Below are 19,303 nucleotides of genomic sequence, written 5' to 3' on the forward strand. Positions count from 1 at the left end.
GGAAGAGGATCATGCGACGCATCGCCCGCGCCCCCTGGGAACTCCTCAAGCGCAGCTTCGGCTGGCTCGTCCTCTTCGAGCTCCGCAACAAGATCCTCCTCGCGCCCTCCGCGCTGCGGCTGCGCCGCTTCGAGACCGCCGAGACCCGCCGCCTCGCGGCTGCCGCCGCCGGCCTGCCCGCCGGTCTCGTCGCCACGGTCATCGCCACCCACCGCCGTCCCGACCAGCTGCGGGCGGCCGTGCGCTCGGCCCTCGCCCAAACCGTACGCGACCAGGTGGTGGTCGTGGTCGACGACGGCGCCGGCCTGCCGGAACTTCCGGACGATCCACGGCTGTGCGCCGTCTCGCTGGCGCGCAACACCGGCGTGGCCGGCGTGGTGCGCAATGTCGGCATCCGCCTGACCCGTTCGCGGTACGTGGCCTTCCTGGACGACGACAACCTGTGGGAACCCGACCATCTGGAGCGCGCGCTGGCGGTCCTGGGGGCTCCCGGCGGGCCCGACGGCGTCTACACCGCGCTCCGCCGCGTCCTGCCGGACGGGACCGAGCGGGACGTCCTGTCCGTCCCGTTCGACCGCCGCCGGGCCGGGCGGGAGTCCTTTCTGGACACCAACGCGTTCGTCGCGCGACGCAACGGGTCGCTGCACTTCAGCCGACTGCGGCGGACGCCGGACGTGCTTCCGCGTGAGGACTGGGAGCTCGTCCACCGCTACAGCCGCCGCCACAGCGTGCGGCACGTGCCGGACGCCACCGTGCGGTATCTGGTGAACCCCCACAGCTTCTACACGACTTGGTCCGGCTGATCCTGCGCCCACCGGGTGTCACGGTCCCGGCGTGACCCGCAGTGCGCCCGGCGTTAGCAGGGCGGTCGCCGCCGCGCGGCTGGCCCGCCTGCCGAGGGCGGCCCGCGACGCCTCGCGCAGGAACACGGCACCCCTGAAGCACACGGTCGCCAAGGCCCCGTGGCGCCGCCCGTACAACCGCACGCGGTTGAGGGTGAGCAGGGTCCACAGCCGGGGCGAGACCCGGGAGTCGCCGCCCAGGTGGACGGCCTCGGCCGTCGGCTCCAGCCGGGTGGCGTGTCCCAAGTCCCTGGCCCGCAGGCAGTACTCGGTCTCCTCCGAATAGAGGAAGAAGGACTCGTCCCACGGCCCGCAGTCGGCCAGACAGTCCGCCGAGACGGCCATCAGCGCGCCGGTCGCCCAGTCGGCGCGCGTGGGCCGCCGGTACGCGGCGGGGTCGGTGACGAGTTCGCTCAGACGGGGGAAGCGCCCGGCCCGGCGGTTGCCGATGAGGGCCTCGCCGAGCGCCCGGGACACGCTCGACTCGCGGCGCAGCGAGTAATGGGGGGTGTCCCGGCCCTCCTCGTACAGGAGCGGGACGGCGATGCCCACTCCGTCACCGAGCCCGTCGACGAGCCGCTCGGCGCAGCCCTGACGCATACGGATGTCGGGGTTGCAGATCAGCACGGCCCCATAGCCGCCGTCCCACTCCTCGGCGGCGCCCAGCGCCGCGTTGACACCCGCGGCGTACCCGGCGTTGCGGCCGGTCTGGACGACGGTGGCGTCGGGGGCCAGCGCGTGGAGCACCTCGACGGTGTCGTCGGCGGAGTCGTTGTCGGCGACGAAGAGCCGCCAGTCGAGGCCCGCCATGCCGTGCGGAAGCGCGGCGAGGAACCCGGGGAGCACCGAGGCGCTGTTCCAGGTGACGACGATGACGGCGACGCGGTTCAACGGGTCTCCAGGAGTTCGGGAAGCTGGGCTTCGAGGTCGTCTCGGGCCGCCGGGACGGCGGCGGCAGCCGCCTCGCGCCGGGCGAAGCCCAGATAGCTGCCGCCCGCGCCCAGCATCAGGAAGAACATGCCGGCGAACATCGGGAAGCTCAGTGAGTCGAAGGTGGCGCTGATGACCAGGGCGACCACCGACGAGGCGAAGAACGCCTGCCCCAGTTCCCGGTCGGACTCGGTGCGGGCCAGCCGCCGTACCGCGCCGCCGTGGTGGATTCCGGTGACGAACAGGACGAGCAGCGCGACGATCCCGAGCACACCCATCTCGGCCAGGGCCAGCATGTACTGGTTGTCCGTGAAGAAGTAGAGGTCCGGTGTGAAGGTCCCGAAGCCCCGCCCGAACAGCGGATGCTCCTTCAGGTAGGGCACGATCGCGCTGTACTTGACCGTCCGCGCCTGGGTGCTGCTGTCGGAGTTGGACAGGAACGACGCGAACAAACCGGTGATCGTGCCGATCAGCCCGGGAATGAGCACCTTGAAGACGGCCACGGAGGCCGTCATCACACCGATCGCGGCCCAGCGCCGGGCCGGTTTCCAGCGCGGCACCATCACCAGGGCGACCAGCAGCAGACCGATGATCGAGGTCCGCGACACCGTCAGGGGCAGCGCTCCGGCCATGAGCGCCACCGGTCCCCAGCGGCGCAGCACATGGAGGTGACGGCGTACGGGATCCAGGGCCTGCTGGATCGCGAAGGGCAGCAGGATCGCCAGCATGCCGGCGAACTCCAGCGGCTGGGCCGTGGTGGCCCGGGGCCGGGTGAAGGCGCCACGGTCCATGACGCTCACCTGGGCCACGCTCGTCTGCAGGCCGGGGACGTGGAGGGAGTCGGCGACGTTGGTCGCCGCGAAGAAGTCGTAGAAGCCGATCGCGGCGACCACGGATCCCAGCACCACCACCCGGCGCATGAGGACGTCGAGCCGGCCGCGGTCCTGCACGCCCGCCGAGGTCAGGACGACCAGCGCCACCCACACCAGGAACCCGATCAGCCCGCGGTCGGCGCCGAGGACCTCCTCGTGCGAGCTGTCGCGCATCGCGTCCGCGACGTACGCCACCAGGACGGCCACCCCGAGCCCGCACATCGCGATCCGGACGGGCCTGGTTCCCGGCGCGGGAAGGATGCGGCCGCCGAGCCAGGTCGCGAGGTACCACAACAGTCCGAGCAGGGCGAAGACGTTGGCCGGGGTGCCGACGCCGCCGAGCGCGGGCAGGGCCAGGTTCGACGGAATGAAGAAGGCCAGCACCAGATAGACGGTGAGGATCGCGGTGGCGTCGACCCGGCGGTTCAGCCAGCCCGCTCGTGCGCCGTGGACGGCGAGGGCCTTCCGGGGGCGCGCAACCGCCCTCCTGCCGCCCTGGCGCCGGCGGCGCACCACCGCGACGCCCTCCATCAGGATCGACAGCAGGAACGCGCTGACGACGCCCAGGATGACGACGGCCGCGATGTCCTGGTAGCGGCTCTTCGACTTCGCCACCGGGGTCTGCGGCAGGACGACGCTCGCGGTCTGCACCGTGTAGGCGGGAGGGACCTTGGAGGCGGCCTGCAGCACGTTCAGCTGCTCGCCCGCGAAGGCGGTGAGGGTGTCGGTCTCCTCGAGCACCTTCGCCCGGTCGGTTCCGGTGACGCCGAGCAGAAGCAGCGGGCTGTCGCTGGCGGGCGCGAATCCCGCGGTGTAGGGGTCCGTGACGCCCCGGCTGTGCAACTCCCTGGCGGCGTCGTCCGATTCGAGCGCCCTGATCAGCACGTCGGCCGTGACGATGAGCGAACCACCGGCGTTCGAGATCGGGTTGCCGAACGTGGGGGCCAGCCGCGCGACGGCAGAGGAGTCCAGCAGCGCGACCGAGCTCTGCGACTGGTAGGAGACGGGGACGGTCGCGTACAGGTACGCGCCACCGAGCAGGCTGAGCACGGTGAAGGGCACCATGAAATACCAGCGTCTGCGGAGAATGGCCCATATCTCACCGAGGCTCATGAACCGTTCCTCCGTTCGGTGGCACACCGCCGCGCGTCCTGCCAGTATCGGGGGCGACGGAAGGATCTCGCATGTCGCCCGGGAACGTCGCCGACGCGCTGCTTCGCCGCTGGTACGTCCTGGTGGCCGCGCTGCTGCTGACGGCCGCCGGGGCGTACCACGTGGTGCGCCCCGCTCCCCAGTACGTCGGCTCCGCGGTCATCGTCCTCAAGCCGCCGGTGACGCAGAACCAGCCCAATCAGCTCACCAATCTGCAGCCGCCGCTCGCGGTGGTCTCCTACGCGGTGGTGCAGCAACTGCAATCTCCCGCCGGTGTCAGGGAGTTGAGCGCGGTGGGTGTCCACGGGACCTACCACCTCGTCCCCCGGAACAGCGGTACCAGCGCGACGCCCCGCTATCTGATCCCGTCCCTGCAGGTGCAGTCCCGGGCGTCCGACGCCGGCTCCGCGGTGGCGGCGGTGCGCCGCATCATCGGCGTCTACGTCAGACATGTCGACGCGCTGCAGACGGCCCAGGCAGTCCCGGCCGGTTCGCGGATCACCGCCTCCGTCCTGACCTCCCCGAGCGCCGCCCGGGTGCTGGGCAACAAGAGCAGGGGCCTGGCGGGTACGACGCTGCTGGGCCTGGCCGGCGGCGTTCTGGGCGCGTTGTGGCTGGACCGGTACGCCCTCCACCGCCGGAAGCTGCCCCCGGGCCGCCGCCCGGTGCCCGGTCCGGTGCCCGCGGCCGGCTGAACCGTTCTGCCCGCTCATCAGATGCCGCGGCGCTTCCACGACTCCCACCACAGCCACTCCCGCCCCCGCTCGGCCACGGCCGACCACACCAGCGGCTGCAGGTACGGCATCACCGCCGGACCGACCCGCCTCCGCAGCCGCAGCGCCCGGTACTCGGGCAGCGCCGCGTATCCCGGCAGGCACTCCTCGGCGAACGCCACGCACGCGTCGACCGGCACGACGTGGGTGCGCCCCCGGTCGTAGGCCCGGTAGGCCCGGCGCAGCGCGAAGCGGGCGAGCCGGGTGTGGACCTCGTCGGCCAGGCGCTCGGCGTGGGGCAGTCGGTCGGCGCACTTGGCGAGCACGGAGTCGAACGCCACGAGACGCTGGCGCAGGTCGTCGAGCTGACCGCCGAAGTCGGTGGTGGACATGTTCTGGCCGTGGACGCGGTAGAAGGCCTGGTCGGCACCGCGTATGTAGCCGACGTCGGCGTGCGCGGCGAGCCGCATCCACATCTCGATGTCGCCGGCGTGGGGAAGGGCCGGATCGTAGCCGCCGACCGTGCGCTGGAGGCTGGTGCGGACGACGACTTCCGGTGAGGTGATGCAGCCGGTGCCCTCGCGGAACCGCCGTTCCAGCCACCACTGGCCGGGGTAGACGATCGAGCCGGTGCTCTGCGTGCGGGCCCGCGGCAGGGGGCCGCCGTGCGTGAAGCGCAGGGGGCGCCCGTAGGCGAACCCCGCCTCGGGATGGGCGTCCAGCAGGGCGGCGGCCCGCGTCAGCGCGCCCGGGACGAGTCTGTCGTCGGCGGAGAGGAGGGCGACGTAGTCGCCGTCGGCCCACTCCAGGAGGCCCTCGTTGTAGGTGGCGATGTGGCCCTTGTTGGTCTCGTGGACGCGGACTTCGATCCGGGGGTCGGCGGCGGCGAGCTTGTGCGCGGTCTCCGCCGAGTCATCGGGTGAGGCGTCGTCGATGACGAGGACCCGGACGTCGACGCCGTCCTGCTCGTCCAGGACGCTGCTCAGGCAGTCGGCGAGGAAGTGGCCGTACTTGTAGCAGGGGATCACAACGCTGACGGTGCTCATCGATGCGGGAAGCCAATCCCCGGTGACCGGTCTTTGGCCGCGCTCGGCGGGAGACCGGTCACCGGTGGGTTCTGGGCGGTCAGTTCTTCTTCGTCTTGTGCACGGTCCTGCTGGTCAGGGTCCAGCTGCGGGACGTCACCGGACGGCGGTGCCCGTCCCGGGCCGTGACCGTGACCTTGAACCGTGTGCCGTCCGGCAAGGGAGCCGAGAGGTGGACGGACATCCGGTGGGTGGCCCGGTCGTAGGAGGTGACTGCCGTGACGTGGAGTTTCCTGGCGGCGGCCGCCTGCGGGCCGGACAGGACGGTGACGGTCGCCTGGACCGAGGACACCGCGGCCCCGGTGGGCAGCGTCACGACGAGGGGGCTGCACGCGTCGGCGGTGTGCGTCACCGAGGACGTGGTCACCTCCGAGGCGGTGGGTGCCGACAGCATCGCGTTCGGGTCGTCGGCGGTGAAGACGGGCCCGACCCAGTAGTTCGCGGAGCCGTAGGAACCGTTGGGGAAGGCCGAGTCGGTGCCGTACCGGTAGAGCCCGTTGTGGTGGGCGGTGGTGTCGGCGGTGGCGGTCAGCGGATACGACTGGTGGGCGGCTGAGAAGTAGCCGCCGTCCACCGCGTAGTTGCCCTTCGGCGCGTGGTAGGAGACGACGTACGGAGTGCCGGCGGTGACGGCCACCGGGGTGGCGAAGGTCAGCTGCTGCCAGCCGGAGGCCGTCTCGCCCGTGAAGGTGCCGCTGGCGAGCAGCGTGCCGCTGTCGGACCAGAGGCTGCCGGTGTGGGTGCCGGTGTTGCCGGTGCCCTTGTAGAAGGTGACGCCGGTGACCCAGCCGTCCACCGAGGAGGTGAACCGGGTGCCGAGCTCGACGGAGTTGGCGTCGCCGGTCACGTCCGTGGTGGCCGGCACGGCGGAGGAGCTCCACAGCGAGCAGGGGCAGGTGACCGCGGGCGGGCTGGAACTGGTGGTGAAGGACCACGTGACCGCGTCCGGCATGGCGTTGCCCCACACATCCAAGGCCTGGACGGACGCGGTGTACACGGTGTGCAGCGCGAGTTGCGTCGAGGGGGTGAAGGTCGCCTTGTTCGACGCGGGGAAGGTGACGGCCCCCGGCACCGTGTCGCCGTCGGGGTCCTTCAGGCTGAACGTCACGCTGTCCGGGTCGACGGCAGAGCTGAAGACGGCCGACGCCGCCGCCGTGATCGACGCGTCGGTCGCCCCGGAGGTCGGGGAGGTCGAGGTGACGGTGGGCGGGGTCGTGAGGGCGTTCGAGGTGTCCAGCACCACGTCGACCCAGTAGTTGCTGCCGGAGGACTGCGAGGAAGGGAAGGCGCTGGCCGAGCCGTAGTGGTAGACGCCGTTGCCGCCGTCGGTGCCGTTCTTCAGCGCGGTGAGCGGGGCGAGGCCCGCGTCGCCGCCGGAGAAGTAGCCGCCGTCGTAGGAGTATCCGCCGTTGGGGGCGAAGTACGAGGCGACATAGGTGGTGTTGGCCTTGACGGTCACCGGGGTGGCGAAGTTCAGCTGCTGCCAGCCGGAGGCCGTCTCATTGGTGAAGGTGCCGGTGGCCAGGCGGGTGCCGGAGGCGGTCCACAGGCTGCCGGTGTGGGTTCCGGTGTTGGCGGGCGACTTGTAGAAGCGCACACCGGTGATCGAACCGGCCGTGGTGGTACGGAACTTGACGCCGAGCTCCACCGAGCTGCCGTCGCCCGCGTTCACGGTGCCGGGCACCGCCGAGGCCGGCCAGACGGTGCAGGGGCAGGCCTGGGGGCCGACGGTCAGTGGGAGGGTGGTGACGGCGCCGATGTTGACGCTGTCGTCGACCGCGCGGACCTCGATGGACGCCGAGCCCGGGGTCGTCGGGGTCCAGCTGTACTTCCAGGACGCCAGGCCGGTGGCGGCGTTCCAGGTCTTTCCGCCGTCCGTGGACACCTCCACGCGGGCCACCACGCCGCCGCCGGAGTCGGTGGCGGTGCCGGTGACGGTGACCGGCTTCAGCGCCGGGACCGTGATCCCGGAGGCCGGGCTCGTCACGGTGACCGTCGGGCCGGTGGTGTCGGTGGAGGCCGTGGCGGCGACCAGGTTGCTCTGCAGGGTCTTGGGCTGTACGCCCATGTCGGCGAGGACGTTCACGGTCGCCTGCTGCATGCGGGAGTCCTCGGTGACCACCGTGTCATCGGGGTTGTTCACCGGGATGTTGGTCAGGCCCCACGACCACTGCACGGTTCCCGAGCCGAACACCAGGGCCCCCGAGTCCGGGTCGCGGAACTCCACCAGACTGTGCGTCGCCGTGCCGTTGCCGTACACGTTGCCCCAGTCCATGCGGAGTTTGCCGTCGGCGATGTCCACGGTGGTGGACGACAGGTCGATCTCGCCGGCCGGCCTGGTGCTGTTGGTTATGTCGCTGTCCCACTCGTAGCCGAGGGTGCCGGTCGGGAAGGTGGCGGTCTGGCCGGCGGTGAGGCCCGCGACGGAGGTGTTGCGCCAGATCCGGTTCCTGCCGTACGAGCCGGGGACGGTGATGGCGTCGCTGCGGTAGCCGTTCACCTGGAACATGGAGCCGGTGAGGATGTTCGGCGGCTGGTAGCCCTGCCCGTACTGGGTGCTGGCCGGGTCCATCCAGGTGCCGGTCCAGATGCCGCTGGGGTCGGCGACGCCGTTGTTCTGCGCCATCTTGGTCATCTTGTAGCAGACCAGGGTCCGGTCCGCCGTTCCGGTGCCGTCGATGCTCGGGGCGAACCGGGTCTTCCAGAAGACCTCGTTGCCGCTGAAGAAGGCCTCCCGCACACCGGCCTTGCGGGCCGCAAGGACGTTGGAGTACTGGCTCTGCGTCCAGTACTCGTCGTGGCCGGAGGACATGTACACCCTGTGCTTCTTCAACAGGGTGGCGCCGCCCGGCGAGGACACGTCCACGCCGGACAGATAGCTGACGTCGTAGCCGTTGCGCTCCAGCCAGGACAGCATCATGTACTCGGAGCCGTAGATGCCGTTGTCGCCGCCGATGTCCAGCGGCCGGTTGTAGCTGACCTCGTAGGCGCGGCCGTCCGGTGCGGGCCCCGCGCCCCCGTACAGGTCCTGGCCCCCGTAGTCGTTGTACGCCTGCCAGGTCTGGTCGCTGGTCTGCACGACCATGTCCGAGGTGCTGGAGTCGTTGCGGACGACGAACGGGTACGGCATCAGGCCGTCGCCGTCGTTCTGCGTGAGGTTGGCGATGTACAGGCCGGACACGGCGTCGCTGGGGACCGTCCAGCTCGCGGTCACGGGCCAGTTGCCGCAGTCGACCAGACCGGTGCTGCTCTTGGTGGTGCAGTTTGCCGGTTTGGTGACGTAGTCGGCCGGATAGTTCACGGACGCCTGGGCCGGGGTCGACATCTCGCGCGCGCCGTCGCCGCCGTACCAGCCCAGCCGGTAGATCTCGATGTGGTACGAGACCTTCGACTGGACCTTGAACTGGACGGTGTCACCGGCCTGGACGCTCTCCTTGGTGGTGAACCCCTGAATGTCACCGTAGGCGTTGGGCGCGAACCAGTCGGACATCGGGCTGCCCGGCTTGGAGTTCTCGCAGACGATCGGGTTGGAGCCCGCTCCGCACGGATCGGACGCCGCCTGGGCGGGCACAGCCTGCGGGAGCACCGCCCATGTCAAAGCCGCTACGACGGCGAGGCGGACGCCCCGGATCCGTCTGGTCCATCTGTTCATGTGTACCTCTCAGCGGTGCTGTGCAGGACCGGCCCGTGGGAGCCGGGGTGGTACGTGGAGCCCGGGTCCGGTCAGGCGCGCAGCGCGTCGGTGAGCGTGTCGACGACGCGCTGCTGCTGGCCAGGGGTGATCTGCGGGTAGAGCGGCAGCGACAGGATCCGTTCGGCCGCCTTCTCGGCGTTCGGGAAGTCGCCCCTGGTGTGACCGAGGGGGCGGTAGGCCGGAGTGAGGTGGACCGGGGCCGGGTAGTGCACCCCGGCGCCGATCCCCTCGGCATTGAGCTTGCCCACGACGTCGTCACGGTCCGCCCCGGCGATCTGGACGACGTACAGGTGCCATACGTGGACGTTTCCGGCCGCCGTCGTCGGCAGCACGACCCGGCCCGTGGCCACCAGGTCGGCGAGCAGCGTGTCGTAGCGGGCCGCGGCCGCCCGCCGGGCGGCGTTGCCGTCCGCCAGCCGGGCCAGCTTCGCCCGCAGGACGACGGCCTGCAGCCCGTCCAGGCGGCTGTTGAAGCCGGGCATGTCGTGGCGGTACTTGGCGACGCCGCCGTGGTTGGCGATGGCCCGCACCCGGCCGGCCAGTTCCTCGTCGTCGGTCAGTACCGCGCCGGCGTCGCCGTAGGCGCCCAGGTTCTTGCCCGGGTAGAAGCTGGTGGCCGCGATACCGCCACTGCCCGGCGGCCGGCCCTCGCGGGTCGCGCCCTGGCACTGCGCGGCGTCCTCCACGACCCGTACGTGGCCGGGCAGTTGGCCCGCCAGCTCCCTCACGTCAGCCATCTGGCCGTAGAGATGGACGGGTACGACCGCGCGGGTGGCCGGGCCGACCGCGTCCAGCGCGGCCTGCGGGTCGAGCAGATGGCTGTCGGGCAGACAGTCCGCCAGGACCGGTCGCGCGCCGGTCCTGGCCACCGCTCCCGCCGTGGCGATGAAGGTGTTGGCGGGCACCACGACCTCGTCGCCGGGCCCGACACCGTGGGCCCGCAGGGCGAGTTCGACGGCGTCGGTGCCGTTGGCGACACCCACGCAGTGGGCGACGCCGCCGAAGTCGGCGTACTCGCGCTCGAACCGGCGGACCTCGTCGCCTCCGATGAACGCGGTGCCGGCCAGGATCCGTTCGAACCCGGCCCGCACCTCGCCGGCGACCTCCTCGTGTGCCGCCTTGAGGTCCACGAGCGGAATCTGGTTCATGTCAGCGGTCCCCCACTACTGTTCGCCTCGCAAGTTCGTCGAGCGCGGGCGCGTCGGCCTCACGCAGTCGCCGGGCCGGGCTCCCCGCCCACACCTCGCCCGGCGGCACATCGCCGAGCACACCGCTCCCCATCCCGATCAGCGACCAGGCGCCGACCGTCGTGCCCTCCCTGACCAGGGCCCCGGAGCCCACGTAGGCCCCGCGCTCCAGCCGTGCGCCGCCGCCCAGGCGGACGCCGGACGCGAGCGTGACGTAGTCCTCGACCACGTCGTCATGGGTGAGGACGGCCTGCGGCATCACGGCGACGTGGGCGCCCACCCGCACGGCGGCGGTCAGCACGCAGTGCGCGAGCAGCACGGAGCCGGAGCCGACCTCGGACGTCGCCGACACCGCCGCCGTCGGGTGGATCACGGTGGCGTAGCGGCCGGTGGACAGGCCGAGCCGGCGGACCAGTCGGGCGCGGGCCGCGTAGTCCCCGGGGTTGCCGACACAGATCACCACCCGGGCGCCGGGCAGGTCATGGACCAGGTCGCAGCCGCCGAGAACGGGCACCCCGTCCACCTCGCCGCCGTGCAGCGCGGGGTTGTCGTCGAGGTGGCCGAGCAGCTCGACGTCGCCCGCGTCCCGTACCGCCTGTGCGGTCTCCCGGGCGAAGCCTCCCGCGCCGACGATCAGCAGCCCGCTCATCTTCGGGCCTGTTCGCGCAAGCCGGCCACGACCCGGTCCTGCTGGGCCTCGGTCATCGTGTGGAACAGGGGCAGGATCAGCGAGTCGCGGGTGATCCGCTCGGTGAACGGCAGCGGTGCGCGGGGGTGGTCGGCGTAGGCGGGTTCGAGGTGCGCGGCCATGATCCCGCGCCGGGCGGAGACGCCGGCCTCGGCGAGTGCGGTGAGCAGGCCGTCCCGGCCGACGGGGAAGTCCTCGTCCAGCAGCACCCAGTAGGACTGGAAGTTGCTCTGCCCGTGCGCGGGGTCGCGTACGGGGGTGAGGCCGTGGAGGTCGTGCAGCAGCGTGTCGTAGCGGGCCGCCAGCTCGCGCCGCCGGGCGATCATCGCGTCGAGCTTGCCGAGCTGGACCAGACCGACCGCGGCCTGGATGTCAGTCATCCGGTAGTTGAAGCCGACTTCCAGGTAGCTCTCCAGAACCGGCTTGTCACTCGCGTGGCGCTGCGCCGCCGAGGCGTTCATCCCGTGCTCGCGCAGCCGGCGCAGACGTGCCGCCCACTCGGCGTCGTCGGTGGTGATCATGCCGCCCTCGCCGGTGGTGACGAGCTTGCGGGGATGGAAGGACCAGGCGGCGAGCAGCGCGCCCTGACCGACGGGTTTGCCGCCGACGGTGGAACCGATGGCGCAGGCCGCGTCCTCGACCAGGGGAAGGTCCCAGTCGGCGCAGGCGGCTCGCAGGGCGTGCACGTCGGCCGGCACGCCGCCCTGGTGGACGGCGAGGACGGCCCTGGTGCGCGGAGTGCGGACCGCGTCGACGGTGGCCGCGGTCAGGTTGCCGGTGGCGAGGTCGACGTCGGCGAACACCGGCTCGGCGCCGACGTACCGTACGGCGTTGGCGGTGGCGATGAACGACAGTGAGGGCACCACGACCTCGTCGCCGGGCCCCAGTCCGAGCGCGACGAGCGAGAGGTGCAGGGCGGTGGTGCACGAGCTGACCGCGATGCCGTGCTCGGCGCCCACCCGCTCGGCGAAGGCCCGCTCGAAGGCGGCGACCCCAGGGCCCTGGGCGACCCATCCGGACAGCACCGCTTCGGAGGCGGCGCGGGCCTCCTCCTCGCCGAGCCAGGGGATCATCACCGGGATGCGGTCGGTGCTCACTTGGCCGCCTCCCGCTCCGCTCGCCACCACTCCACCAGGTCCCTGAGCCCCGTACGCAGGTCGATCCGCGCGGTGAAGCCGAGCCGCTCGGCGGCGTGCGAGGTGTCCGCGAGCCTGCGGGCCACGCCGTTCACCGCGCGGGCGGGCCCGTGCACCGGCTCCAGGCCCTGGGCCCCCATCGCCTCCAGCAGGCCGTGGGCGAGCTCCTTCAGTGAGGTCTCGGTACCGCTCGCGATGTTGAACACCTCGTCGGTGAGGTCCGACTCGGCGGCCAGCACATTGGCCCGTGCGATGTCGCGGACGTCCACGAAGTCCATGGTCTGCGTGCCGTCGCCGAGGATCAGCGGCGGCTCGCCCGCCTCGATGCGTTCCATCCAGCGGATGAGCACCTCGGTGTAGAGGCCGTGGATGTCCATCCGGGGGCCGTAGACGTTGAAGTAGCGCAGCGCCACGTAGTCCAGGCCGTACATGGCGTGGAAGCTGCGCAGCATGCCCTCGTTGAAGGCCTTGGCCGCCCCGTAGAACGTGTCGTTGTTGTACGGGTGGTGGCGCTCGGTCGTCGGGAAGGTCTCGGCCATGCCGTAGACGGACGCCGAGGACGAGGCGATCACCTTGGACACGCCGGCCTCGGCCGCGGCCTCCAGGACGTTGAAGGTGCCGTCGACCAGGACCTCGTTGGCGAGCCTGGGTTCCTCCGCGCACTGGGTGATGCGGATCGCGGCGAGGTGGAACACCAGGTCGGCGCCCTCGGTGGCCTTGCGTACGGTGTCGGCGTCCCGTACGTCGCCCTCGACGATCCCGACGGCGCCGCTCGGCAGGGCCCGGGCGAGATTGGCCCTCCGTCCGCGCACGAAGTTGTCCAGCACCACGATCTCGCGGGCGCCCCCCTCGGCCAGAAGGTCGACGAGGTTGGAGCCGATGGTGCCCGCTCCTCCGGTGACCAGGATCTTCTTGCCTCGTACGCTGCTCAACTAGCTTGCCCTCTCAGTGAATTGAGTTCCCTCAACGCCCGGCGCGCAGGCCGACGACCGCGCCCTTGAACTCCAGGCTCCGGGACGCCGCCTCGAGAATGTCCAGCACCCTGAGCCCTGCCCGTCCGTCGGTCAGCGGCGCCCGCCGTCCCCTGATCGCGTCGGCGAACTCCTCGACCATGCTGCGCAGCGCTTCCCTCTCGCCGATGGCGGGCGCGACCATGTCCCCGGACCGGTACGACACGAGCATCTCCCGGCGCTCGTCCGCGCCGATCTCCTGCGGCGCGGCCAGGTCCACGCCCCGGTCATAGACCGCCACGCGCTGCAGGGGGTTGAGGTCGTCCCAGATCAGGGTGCGTTTCGCCCCGCCCACCATGGTGGTGCGCACCTTGGTCGGGGACAGCCAGTTGACGTGCACGTGGGCGATGGCACCCGTGTTCAGCTGCAGCGTCAGATAGGCCACACAGGCCTGTCCCGCGCCGATCGGGTCTGCCCCGTGGGCGGCGACGGCCACCGGCTCGACGTTGTCGGGGAGGATGAAGTCCAGGATCGACAGATCGTGCGGCGCGAGATCCCACAGGACGTCGATGTCCTTCTGCACGAGCCCGAGGTTGATGCGGACCGAGTCGACGAAGTGGATCTCACCGAGTTCGCCGGAGCGGACCAGCTCCCGGATGCGGCCGGCGGCGGGCGTGTAGCAGTAGGTGTGATCGCACATCAGGGTGAGCCCGCGCTCTTCCGCCTCGGCCACCAGCCGCATCCCGTCGGCGTATGTCGCCGCGAGCGGCTTCTCCACCAGGACGTGCTTGCCGGCACGCAGGGCGGCCAGGGCGATGTCGAGGTGGGTGCCGGCGGGGGTGGCCACGGCGACGGCGTCGACGCAGGGATCGGCGAGGACGGCCGCGTAGTCCGCGGTGGCCCGGACCGTCGAGTAGCCGCCGAGGACCCGCTGGGCCCGGTCCACGTCGAGGTCGCACAGCAGGCGCAGCCGGAACCTGTCGCTGGCCTGGAAGTTGCGTACGAGGTTGGGTCCCCAGTAGCCGGCCCCGACGACCGCGACTCCCAACGGCTCGGTGGTTCGCGTCACTTGGCTCCTCTTCCGTCGGTCCATCAGTAGGCCCCCGTTCCCCGCACCACCGCGGCCCCGGTCCGCAGCAGGATCGAAAGGTCGAGAGTCATCGACCAGTTGTCCACGTATCCGAGGTCGAGCCGGACGGCCTCGTCCCAGGGCAGGTCGGAGCGTCCGCTGACCTGCCACAGTCCGGTGAGGCCGGGCTTCACGAGCAGCCGGCGCTTGATGTCCGGCGTGTACTCCTCCACTTCCTCGGGCAGCGGCGGTCGGGGGCCGACGAGCGACATGTGGCCCCTGACGACGTTGACCAGCTGCGGCAGTTCGTCGAGCGAGCTGCGGCGCAGCAGCGAGCCGACGCGCGTGATCCGTGGGTCCTGCTTCACCTTGAACAGCAGGCCGTCACTGTTCTGGTTGAGGTGCGCCAGCTCCGCCCGGAGGGCCTCCGAATCCGGCCGCATCGTGCGGAACTTCAGCATGGTGAAGTGATCTCCGTACCGGCCTACGCGCTGCTGCCGGAACAACGCCGGCCCGGAGCTGTCCAGTCGCACGATCAGGGCGATCAGCAGCATGGGCAGCGCGAGGACGGCCAGGAGCGCCGCCGCGAGCGTGCGGTCCAGGAGTTCCTTGGGCAGACGGGAGAACCGGGAGAGGTTCGGCGCCTGTATCCGCATCAGCGGCACACCGTTGCTCGGCCGTATCGCCAGCCGGGAGGCGGACACGTCGGTCAGCACGGGGGCCAGCACGAAGTCGACGCCCTGTACGGCTGCCGTCCAGGACATGCGGCGCAGGACGGAGGTCTCGGCCCCGGGGAGCGGCAACGCCACCACGGTGTGGATGCCCAGGGCCCGGACGACGTCGTGCATGTCGCCGAGGCCGCCGAGGAAGGGGATCCCCAACTTCCGTGTCGCGGCGGCGTTCTCCGGATCGCTCAGACACACTCCGGTGACCTGGAGATCCTGTACGCCACCGCGCCGCAACACCGCGGCCAGTTCCACGATGCCGTGCGAGGGCCCGACCAGGAGCGTGGCGCTGCGGTCGCGGCCCCGCGCCCATCGTCTGCGGAGCCGGCGGCGCAGGGCGCAGCGGATCAGCAGAGCGATCGCCACGGCCGGCACTACAGCCATGGCCATGTCATGAAGAAGGGCCGAATCATGCGTGAACAGCCAGTAGGTGACCGCGGCCGGCGCCGGCAGCGCGACGGCGCCGCGGAGCACCCGCCGGTACTCCTCGGCACCCAGACCCAGCGCGCTGCGGTCGTAGGTGCGGTGGGCGAGCATGGCGACGATCCACATCGGGGGCAGCGCCAGCGTCACCGCCCAGCGGCCGTAGGCCGTGTGGATCAATAAGGCCGCGGCAACGGCTGCGAAGCCGTCCGCGACCAGCAGGACGATCCGGTAGTTGCGCTCCCACCGTCTTCGGCGAAAGCGCGGACCTCTGTGCTCGACAACCCGGTGCTCATGCGTGACCTCAATGGTCATGCCTCCCCCCACATGCGCGGCTACCCCCCGGTCGAAGTGCCCTCGACACAGCGGCACTGGAAAGCGAGAGAGCTTCGGCGGTTCCCCAACCGCTTCATGCCCCCAGCATGCTGGTGCGGCGTTTTTCGTTCACAGAGCTGCACCATGACGTGCCATCAGGAACAAGTACCCACCCAAACCGATCCGGCGGAGCTCAATCTAGACCACGAGCCGCGGCCGCGGGAACAGTTGGACGAAACACGCATCGCATGAGCGATTTTGGCTGCATACTGCCTCGGTGACGAGCATCGTGATCCCGGCTCACAACGAGGCACGAGTCATCGGACGGCTCCTCGATTCGCTGCTGGCCGACTCCTGCGGGGCCGATTCCGCCGGGACCGATTCCGCCGGGGCCGAGACCGACATCGTGGTGGTGTGCAACGGCTGTTCGGACGACACCGCGCGGATCGCGGCCGCGCGGGGCCCGCGTGTCCGGGTGGTCGAGATCCCCGTCCCCTCCAAGCACATCGCCCTGCGCACGGGGGACGATCACGCGCGCGGCTTCCCGCGTCTCTACGTGGACGCCGACGTCGTGCTCACGGCCGCCGACGTACGAGCGCTCGCCGAGCCCCTGCACGACGGCGCCTCGGGCGTTCTCGCCACCGCCCCCGAACGGCGGATCCCGCTGGCCGGCTGCGCCTGGCGGGTGCGCGCCTACTACCAGGTGTGGCAGCGGCTTCCGGCCGTACGTGAGGGGTTGTTCGGCCGAGGCGTCATCGCGGTCTCCGAGGCCGGGCACGCCCGGATCGCCGCGCTGCCGCCGCTGATGGCGGACGACCTGGCCGCCTCCCTGGCATTCGCCCCCGAGGAGCGGCTCGTGGTCGGCGCGGCCCGGGTCGTGGTCCGTCCACCGCGCACCTGGCCCGACTTGATCAGGCGCCGGATCCGGGCCGCGGTGTCCACCGCGCAGGTCGAACAGCACCGAGGACCGCAGGAGGCTTCGGCGCGCACGAGCAAGGCGGATCTGCTGAGCGTGCTCCGCGGGGAACCGAGACTGCTGGCGGGTGTGGTGGTCTTCGCCGCGGCGGCGGTCGTCGCCCGACGCCGGGCCGAAAAGGCCATCCGGGCACGGGACTTCGGTACCTGGCTGCGGGACGAGAGCAGCAGACAGGCCTGATCCGCAGCCCACCTGGAGTCCTCGATCATGTATCTCACCGACCGCTCCACGCCGCCGGGTGCGGACACCGGGCAGGGCCGAAGGCGCACCCCCGGCAAGGTCGCCCCGGTCGTGCTCGTACTGGGCACGGTCAGTCTGGTCACCGACATCTCCTCGGAGATGGTGACCGCCGTCCTGCCGCTCTACCTCGTCACCACGCTCGGCTTCAGCCCGCTGGGATTCGGCGCACTCGACGGCGTCTACAACGGCGTCAGCGCCCTGGTCCAGCTGACCGGCGGCCACCTCGCCGACCGGGTGCGCCGTCACAAGCTGTTGGCGGGCCTCGGATACGGCCTGTCCGCGCTGTGCAAGCCACTGCTCCTGCTCGCGAGCAGTCTCGGCACGCTCGGCGCGGTCCTCGCCCTGGAACGGACCGGCAAGGGCCTGCGCACCGCCCCGCGCGACGCGATGATCTCCCTGTCGACGCCAGCCGCGAACCAGGGCCGGGCCTTCGGCGTGCACCGGGCGATGGACACCACCGGCGCGATGCTCGGCCCGCTGGCGGCCTTCCTCATCCTGCGCGCCGCGGCCGGCGGCTACGACGCGGTGTTCGGCGTGAGCGCGTGTGTCGCCGTGCTCGGCGTCCTCGTGCTGGTGCTGTTCGTACCGGGCAGGCCGAAAGGGGCGCGGACGGACGGACCGGCGGACGAGCGGCCGGACGGCGGGGGCGCGGCGAACGGCGGGCCGCCGGTCCGTGTGCGCGAAGCGCTGGCGCTGCTGCGCCTGCCCCGGCTGCGGGCGCTCGCGGGCTGTGCCGCACTGCTCGGCCTGACCACGGTCAGCGATGCCTTCGTCTACCTGCTTCTGCAACGGCGCACCGGCGTCGGCGAGCAGTGGTTCACGCTGTTGCCGCTCGGCACCGCCGTCGTGTTCCTGCTGCTGGCCGTACCCGCGGGTGCGCTGGCCGACCGGATCGGGCGGCGCACCGTCTTCCTCGCCGGGCACATGGGGCTGCTCACCGGCTACGCCCTGCTGCTGTGGGCCCCGGCCACGCCGGTCCTTCCGTGTCTCGTGCTGGCCCTGCACGGCACGTTCTACGCGGCCACCGACGGTGTGCTTCCGGCCGCCGTCGCCGGCATCGTGCCCGAGCAGCTGCGCGCCAGTGGCCTGGCCATCGTGGGCACCAGCCAGGCGCTGGCCCGGTTCTCCTGCTCACTGGCTTTCGGCGCCGCCTGGACGGCGTGGGGAGACGGACCGGCTCTGGCCGGCTCAGCGGTCGGCCTGCTGTGCTGCGCGGCCGTCGCGGGCCTCGTGCTGCGGCCGACGGGAGGCAACCGATGACCACCACAGCCCCGAGGATCCGCATGACACCGCTGCGCCGCCGCCTGCTCATCCTCCTCACGGCCGTCCTGCTCCTCGCGGGGTTGGGAACGGGCGTGGTCCTGCACGCCGCCGCCCGCGCGGACCGGGCCGGCCAGCTGCAGTCGGGCGGTCCCGCCGTCAGCGCGGGCACGTTGACGCTCGCCCAGAAGGGCCGGCTTGCCTTCGTCAACGCGGCCGCCGGCCCGCATCGCGGCGCGGTCGCCTCGGTCCCGTCGACCGATCCGAAGGACGGCCGGATCGCCTCGAACCTGAAGTGCGTGCGCTTCTACGCGGCAGCGGGCACGGGGGTCTGCCTCCAGTCCGTCACCGGCGTCCTCAAGCAGAGCAACCGCGCCCTGCTCCTGAACGCCGAGCTGCGCACCCGGCACACCTTCGCGCTCGCGGGCACCCCCAGCCGGGCCCGGGTCTCGCCCAGCGGCCGCTTCGTCGCCTGGACCGTCTTCGTCTCCGGCGAGTCCTATTCCTCCGCGTTCTTCTCGACCCGGACCTCGGTGCTGGACACCCGCACCATGCGGCTGACTCCCAGCCTGGAGACGTTCTCCGTCGTCCTGGACGGGAAGCCGTACCACGCCTCGGACGTCAATTTCTGGGGCGTCACCTTCGCCTCCGACGACGACACGTTCTACGCCACCCTCGGCACCGCCAACCACACCTACCTGGTTCGCGGTTCCCTCTCCCGTCGTACGGTCACCAGCCTGGTCCAGAACGTGGAGTGTCCCTCGCTCTCCCCCGACGGGACCCGCATCGCCTTCAAGAAGCGGGTCCTGTCCGGTACTTCCCTCTGGCACGAGTACGTGCTCGACCTGCGCACCCTGCACGAGACGGCGCTCGCCGAACGCCACAGCGTCGACGACCAGGCCACCTGGCTCGACGACCGCACCGTCGCCTACGCCCTCCCGGCCAACGGCAAGGTCGGCACCACCGACCTGTGGACCGTACCCGCGGACGGCACGGGAAGCCCCCGCCTGCTGATCGCGGGCGCCTCGTCCCCGGCACCGCTGTAG

The 19,303-nt window shown here is 71.4% G+C and carries 15 protein-coding genes; 5 read left to right on the forward strand and 10 right to left on the reverse strand.

What is annotated here, in order from left to right; all coding sequences use genetic code 11:
* Positions 1-11 precede the first annotated feature (11 nt).
* Positions 12-803 carry a glycosyltransferase gene (locus tag ABZ919_RS18600; RefSeq protein WP_361248636.1) on the forward strand — a complete coding sequence of 264 codons (792 nt, stop codon included), beginning with the start codon at positions 12-14 and terminating at the stop codon, positions 801-803.
* 18 nt (positions 804-821) lie between these two features.
* Here ABZ919_RS18600 and ABZ919_RS18605 read toward each other — a convergent pair whose 3' ends face one another.
* Together ABZ919_RS18605 and ABZ919_RS18610 are read right to left on the reverse strand one after the other, a co-directional pair.
* Positions 822-1,733, reverse strand: a complete 912-nt coding sequence (locus tag ABZ919_RS18605; protein WP_361248638.1) for a glycosyltransferase family 2 protein — start codon at positions 1,731-1,733, stop codon at positions 822-824.
* Entirely contained in the window at positions 1,730-3,757 is a 2,028-nt protein-coding gene (locus ABZ919_RS18610; RefSeq protein ID WP_361248640.1) for an O-antigen ligase family protein, read from the reverse strand. The genes ABZ919_RS18605 and ABZ919_RS18610 overlap by 4 nt, the downstream gene beginning before the upstream one ends.
* A 71-nt stretch (positions 3,758-3,828) precedes the next feature.
* Here ABZ919_RS18610 and ABZ919_RS18615 point away from each other — a divergent pair, with 71 nt between their 5' ends.
* Positions 3,829-4,491, forward strand: coding sequence for a hypothetical protein (locus ABZ919_RS18615; RefSeq protein WP_361248642.1), 663 nt, complete (start codon positions 3,829-3,831; stop codon positions 4,489-4,491).
* A 17-nt stretch (positions 4,492-4,508) separates the two neighbouring features.
* On the opposite strand, the gene ABZ919_RS18620 is transcribed toward ABZ919_RS18615, so the two are convergent.
* The 8 genes from ABZ919_RS18620 to ABZ919_RS18655 all read right to left on the reverse strand — a co-directional run bounded on the left by ABZ919_RS18620 (position 4,509) and on the right by ABZ919_RS18655 (position 15,781).
* Positions 4,509-5,555 carry a glycosyltransferase gene (locus ABZ919_RS18620; RefSeq protein WP_361248643.1) on the reverse strand — a complete coding sequence of 349 codons (1,047 nt, stop codon included), beginning with the start codon at positions 5,553-5,555 and terminating at the stop codon, positions 4,509-4,511.
* Between the two features lie 79 nt (positions 5,556-5,634).
* Entirely contained in the window at positions 5,635-9,246 is a 3,612-nt protein-coding gene (locus tag ABZ919_RS18625) for a DUF4082 domain-containing protein (protein ID WP_361248644.1), read from the reverse strand.
* A 71-nt stretch (positions 9,247-9,317) separates the two neighbouring features.
* Positions 9,318-10,436, reverse strand: a complete 1,119-nt coding sequence (locus tag ABZ919_RS18630; RefSeq protein ID WP_361248646.1) for a DegT/DnrJ/EryC1/StrS family aminotransferase — start codon at positions 10,434-10,436, stop codon at positions 9,318-9,320.
* A 1-nt stretch (position 10,437) separates the two neighbouring features.
* Positions 10,438-11,124, reverse strand: a complete 687-nt coding sequence (locus tag ABZ919_RS18635) for an acetyltransferase (protein WP_361248647.1) — start codon at positions 11,122-11,124, stop codon at positions 10,438-10,440.
* Positions 11,121-12,260 carry a DegT/DnrJ/EryC1/StrS family aminotransferase gene (locus ABZ919_RS18640; protein WP_361248648.1) on the reverse strand — a complete coding sequence of 380 codons (1,140 nt, stop codon included), beginning with the start codon at positions 12,258-12,260 and terminating at the stop codon, positions 11,121-11,123. The genes ABZ919_RS18635 and ABZ919_RS18640 overlap by 4 nt, the downstream gene beginning before the upstream one ends.
* Positions 12,257-13,231 (reverse strand): SDR family NAD(P)-dependent oxidoreductase, encoded by a 975-nt coding sequence (locus ABZ919_RS18645; protein ID WP_361248650.1) that lies wholly within the window; start codon positions 13,229-13,231, stop codon positions 12,257-12,259. Before ABZ919_RS18645 ends, ABZ919_RS18640 begins: the two co-directional genes overlap by 4 nt.
* A 31-nt stretch (positions 13,232-13,262) precedes the next feature.
* The gene (locus ABZ919_RS18650; RefSeq protein ID WP_361248651.1) at positions 13,263-14,318 is read right to left on the reverse strand and encodes a Gfo/Idh/MocA family oxidoreductase; all 1,056 of its coding nucleotides are present in this window, start codon (positions 14,316-14,318) and stop codon (positions 13,263-13,265) included.
* 23 nt (positions 14,319-14,341) lie between these two features.
* Positions 14,342-15,781, reverse strand: coding sequence for a sugar transferase (locus ABZ919_RS18655; protein WP_361248653.1), 1,440 nt, complete (start codon positions 15,779-15,781; stop codon positions 14,342-14,344).
* 277 nt (positions 15,782-16,058) lie between these two features.
* On the opposite strand from ABZ919_RS18655, the gene ABZ919_RS18660 reads away from it, so the two are divergent.
* From ABZ919_RS18660 to ABZ919_RS18670, 3 genes are read left to right on the forward strand one after another with little or no spacing between them, the layout of a single operon-like run.
* Positions 16,059-16,937 (forward strand): glycosyltransferase, encoded by an 879-nt coding sequence (locus ABZ919_RS18660; protein WP_361248654.1) that lies wholly within the window; start codon positions 16,059-16,061, stop codon positions 16,935-16,937.
* Between the two features lie 27 nt (positions 16,938-16,964).
* Complete coding sequence (locus tag ABZ919_RS18665) at positions 16,965-18,257, forward strand: MFS transporter (protein ID WP_361248655.1); 1,293 nt, start codon at positions 16,965-16,967, stop codon at positions 18,255-18,257.
* A 23-nt stretch (positions 18,258-18,280) separates the two neighbouring features.
* Positions 18,281-19,303, forward strand: coding sequence for a TolB-like translocation protein (locus ABZ919_RS18670; protein ID WP_361248774.1), 1,023 nt, complete (start codon positions 18,281-18,283; stop codon positions 19,301-19,303).

Source organism: Streptomyces sp. NPDC046759, from assembly GCF_040645475.1.
GTDB lineage: Bacteria > Actinomycetota > Actinomycetes > Streptomycetales > Streptomycetaceae > Streptomyces.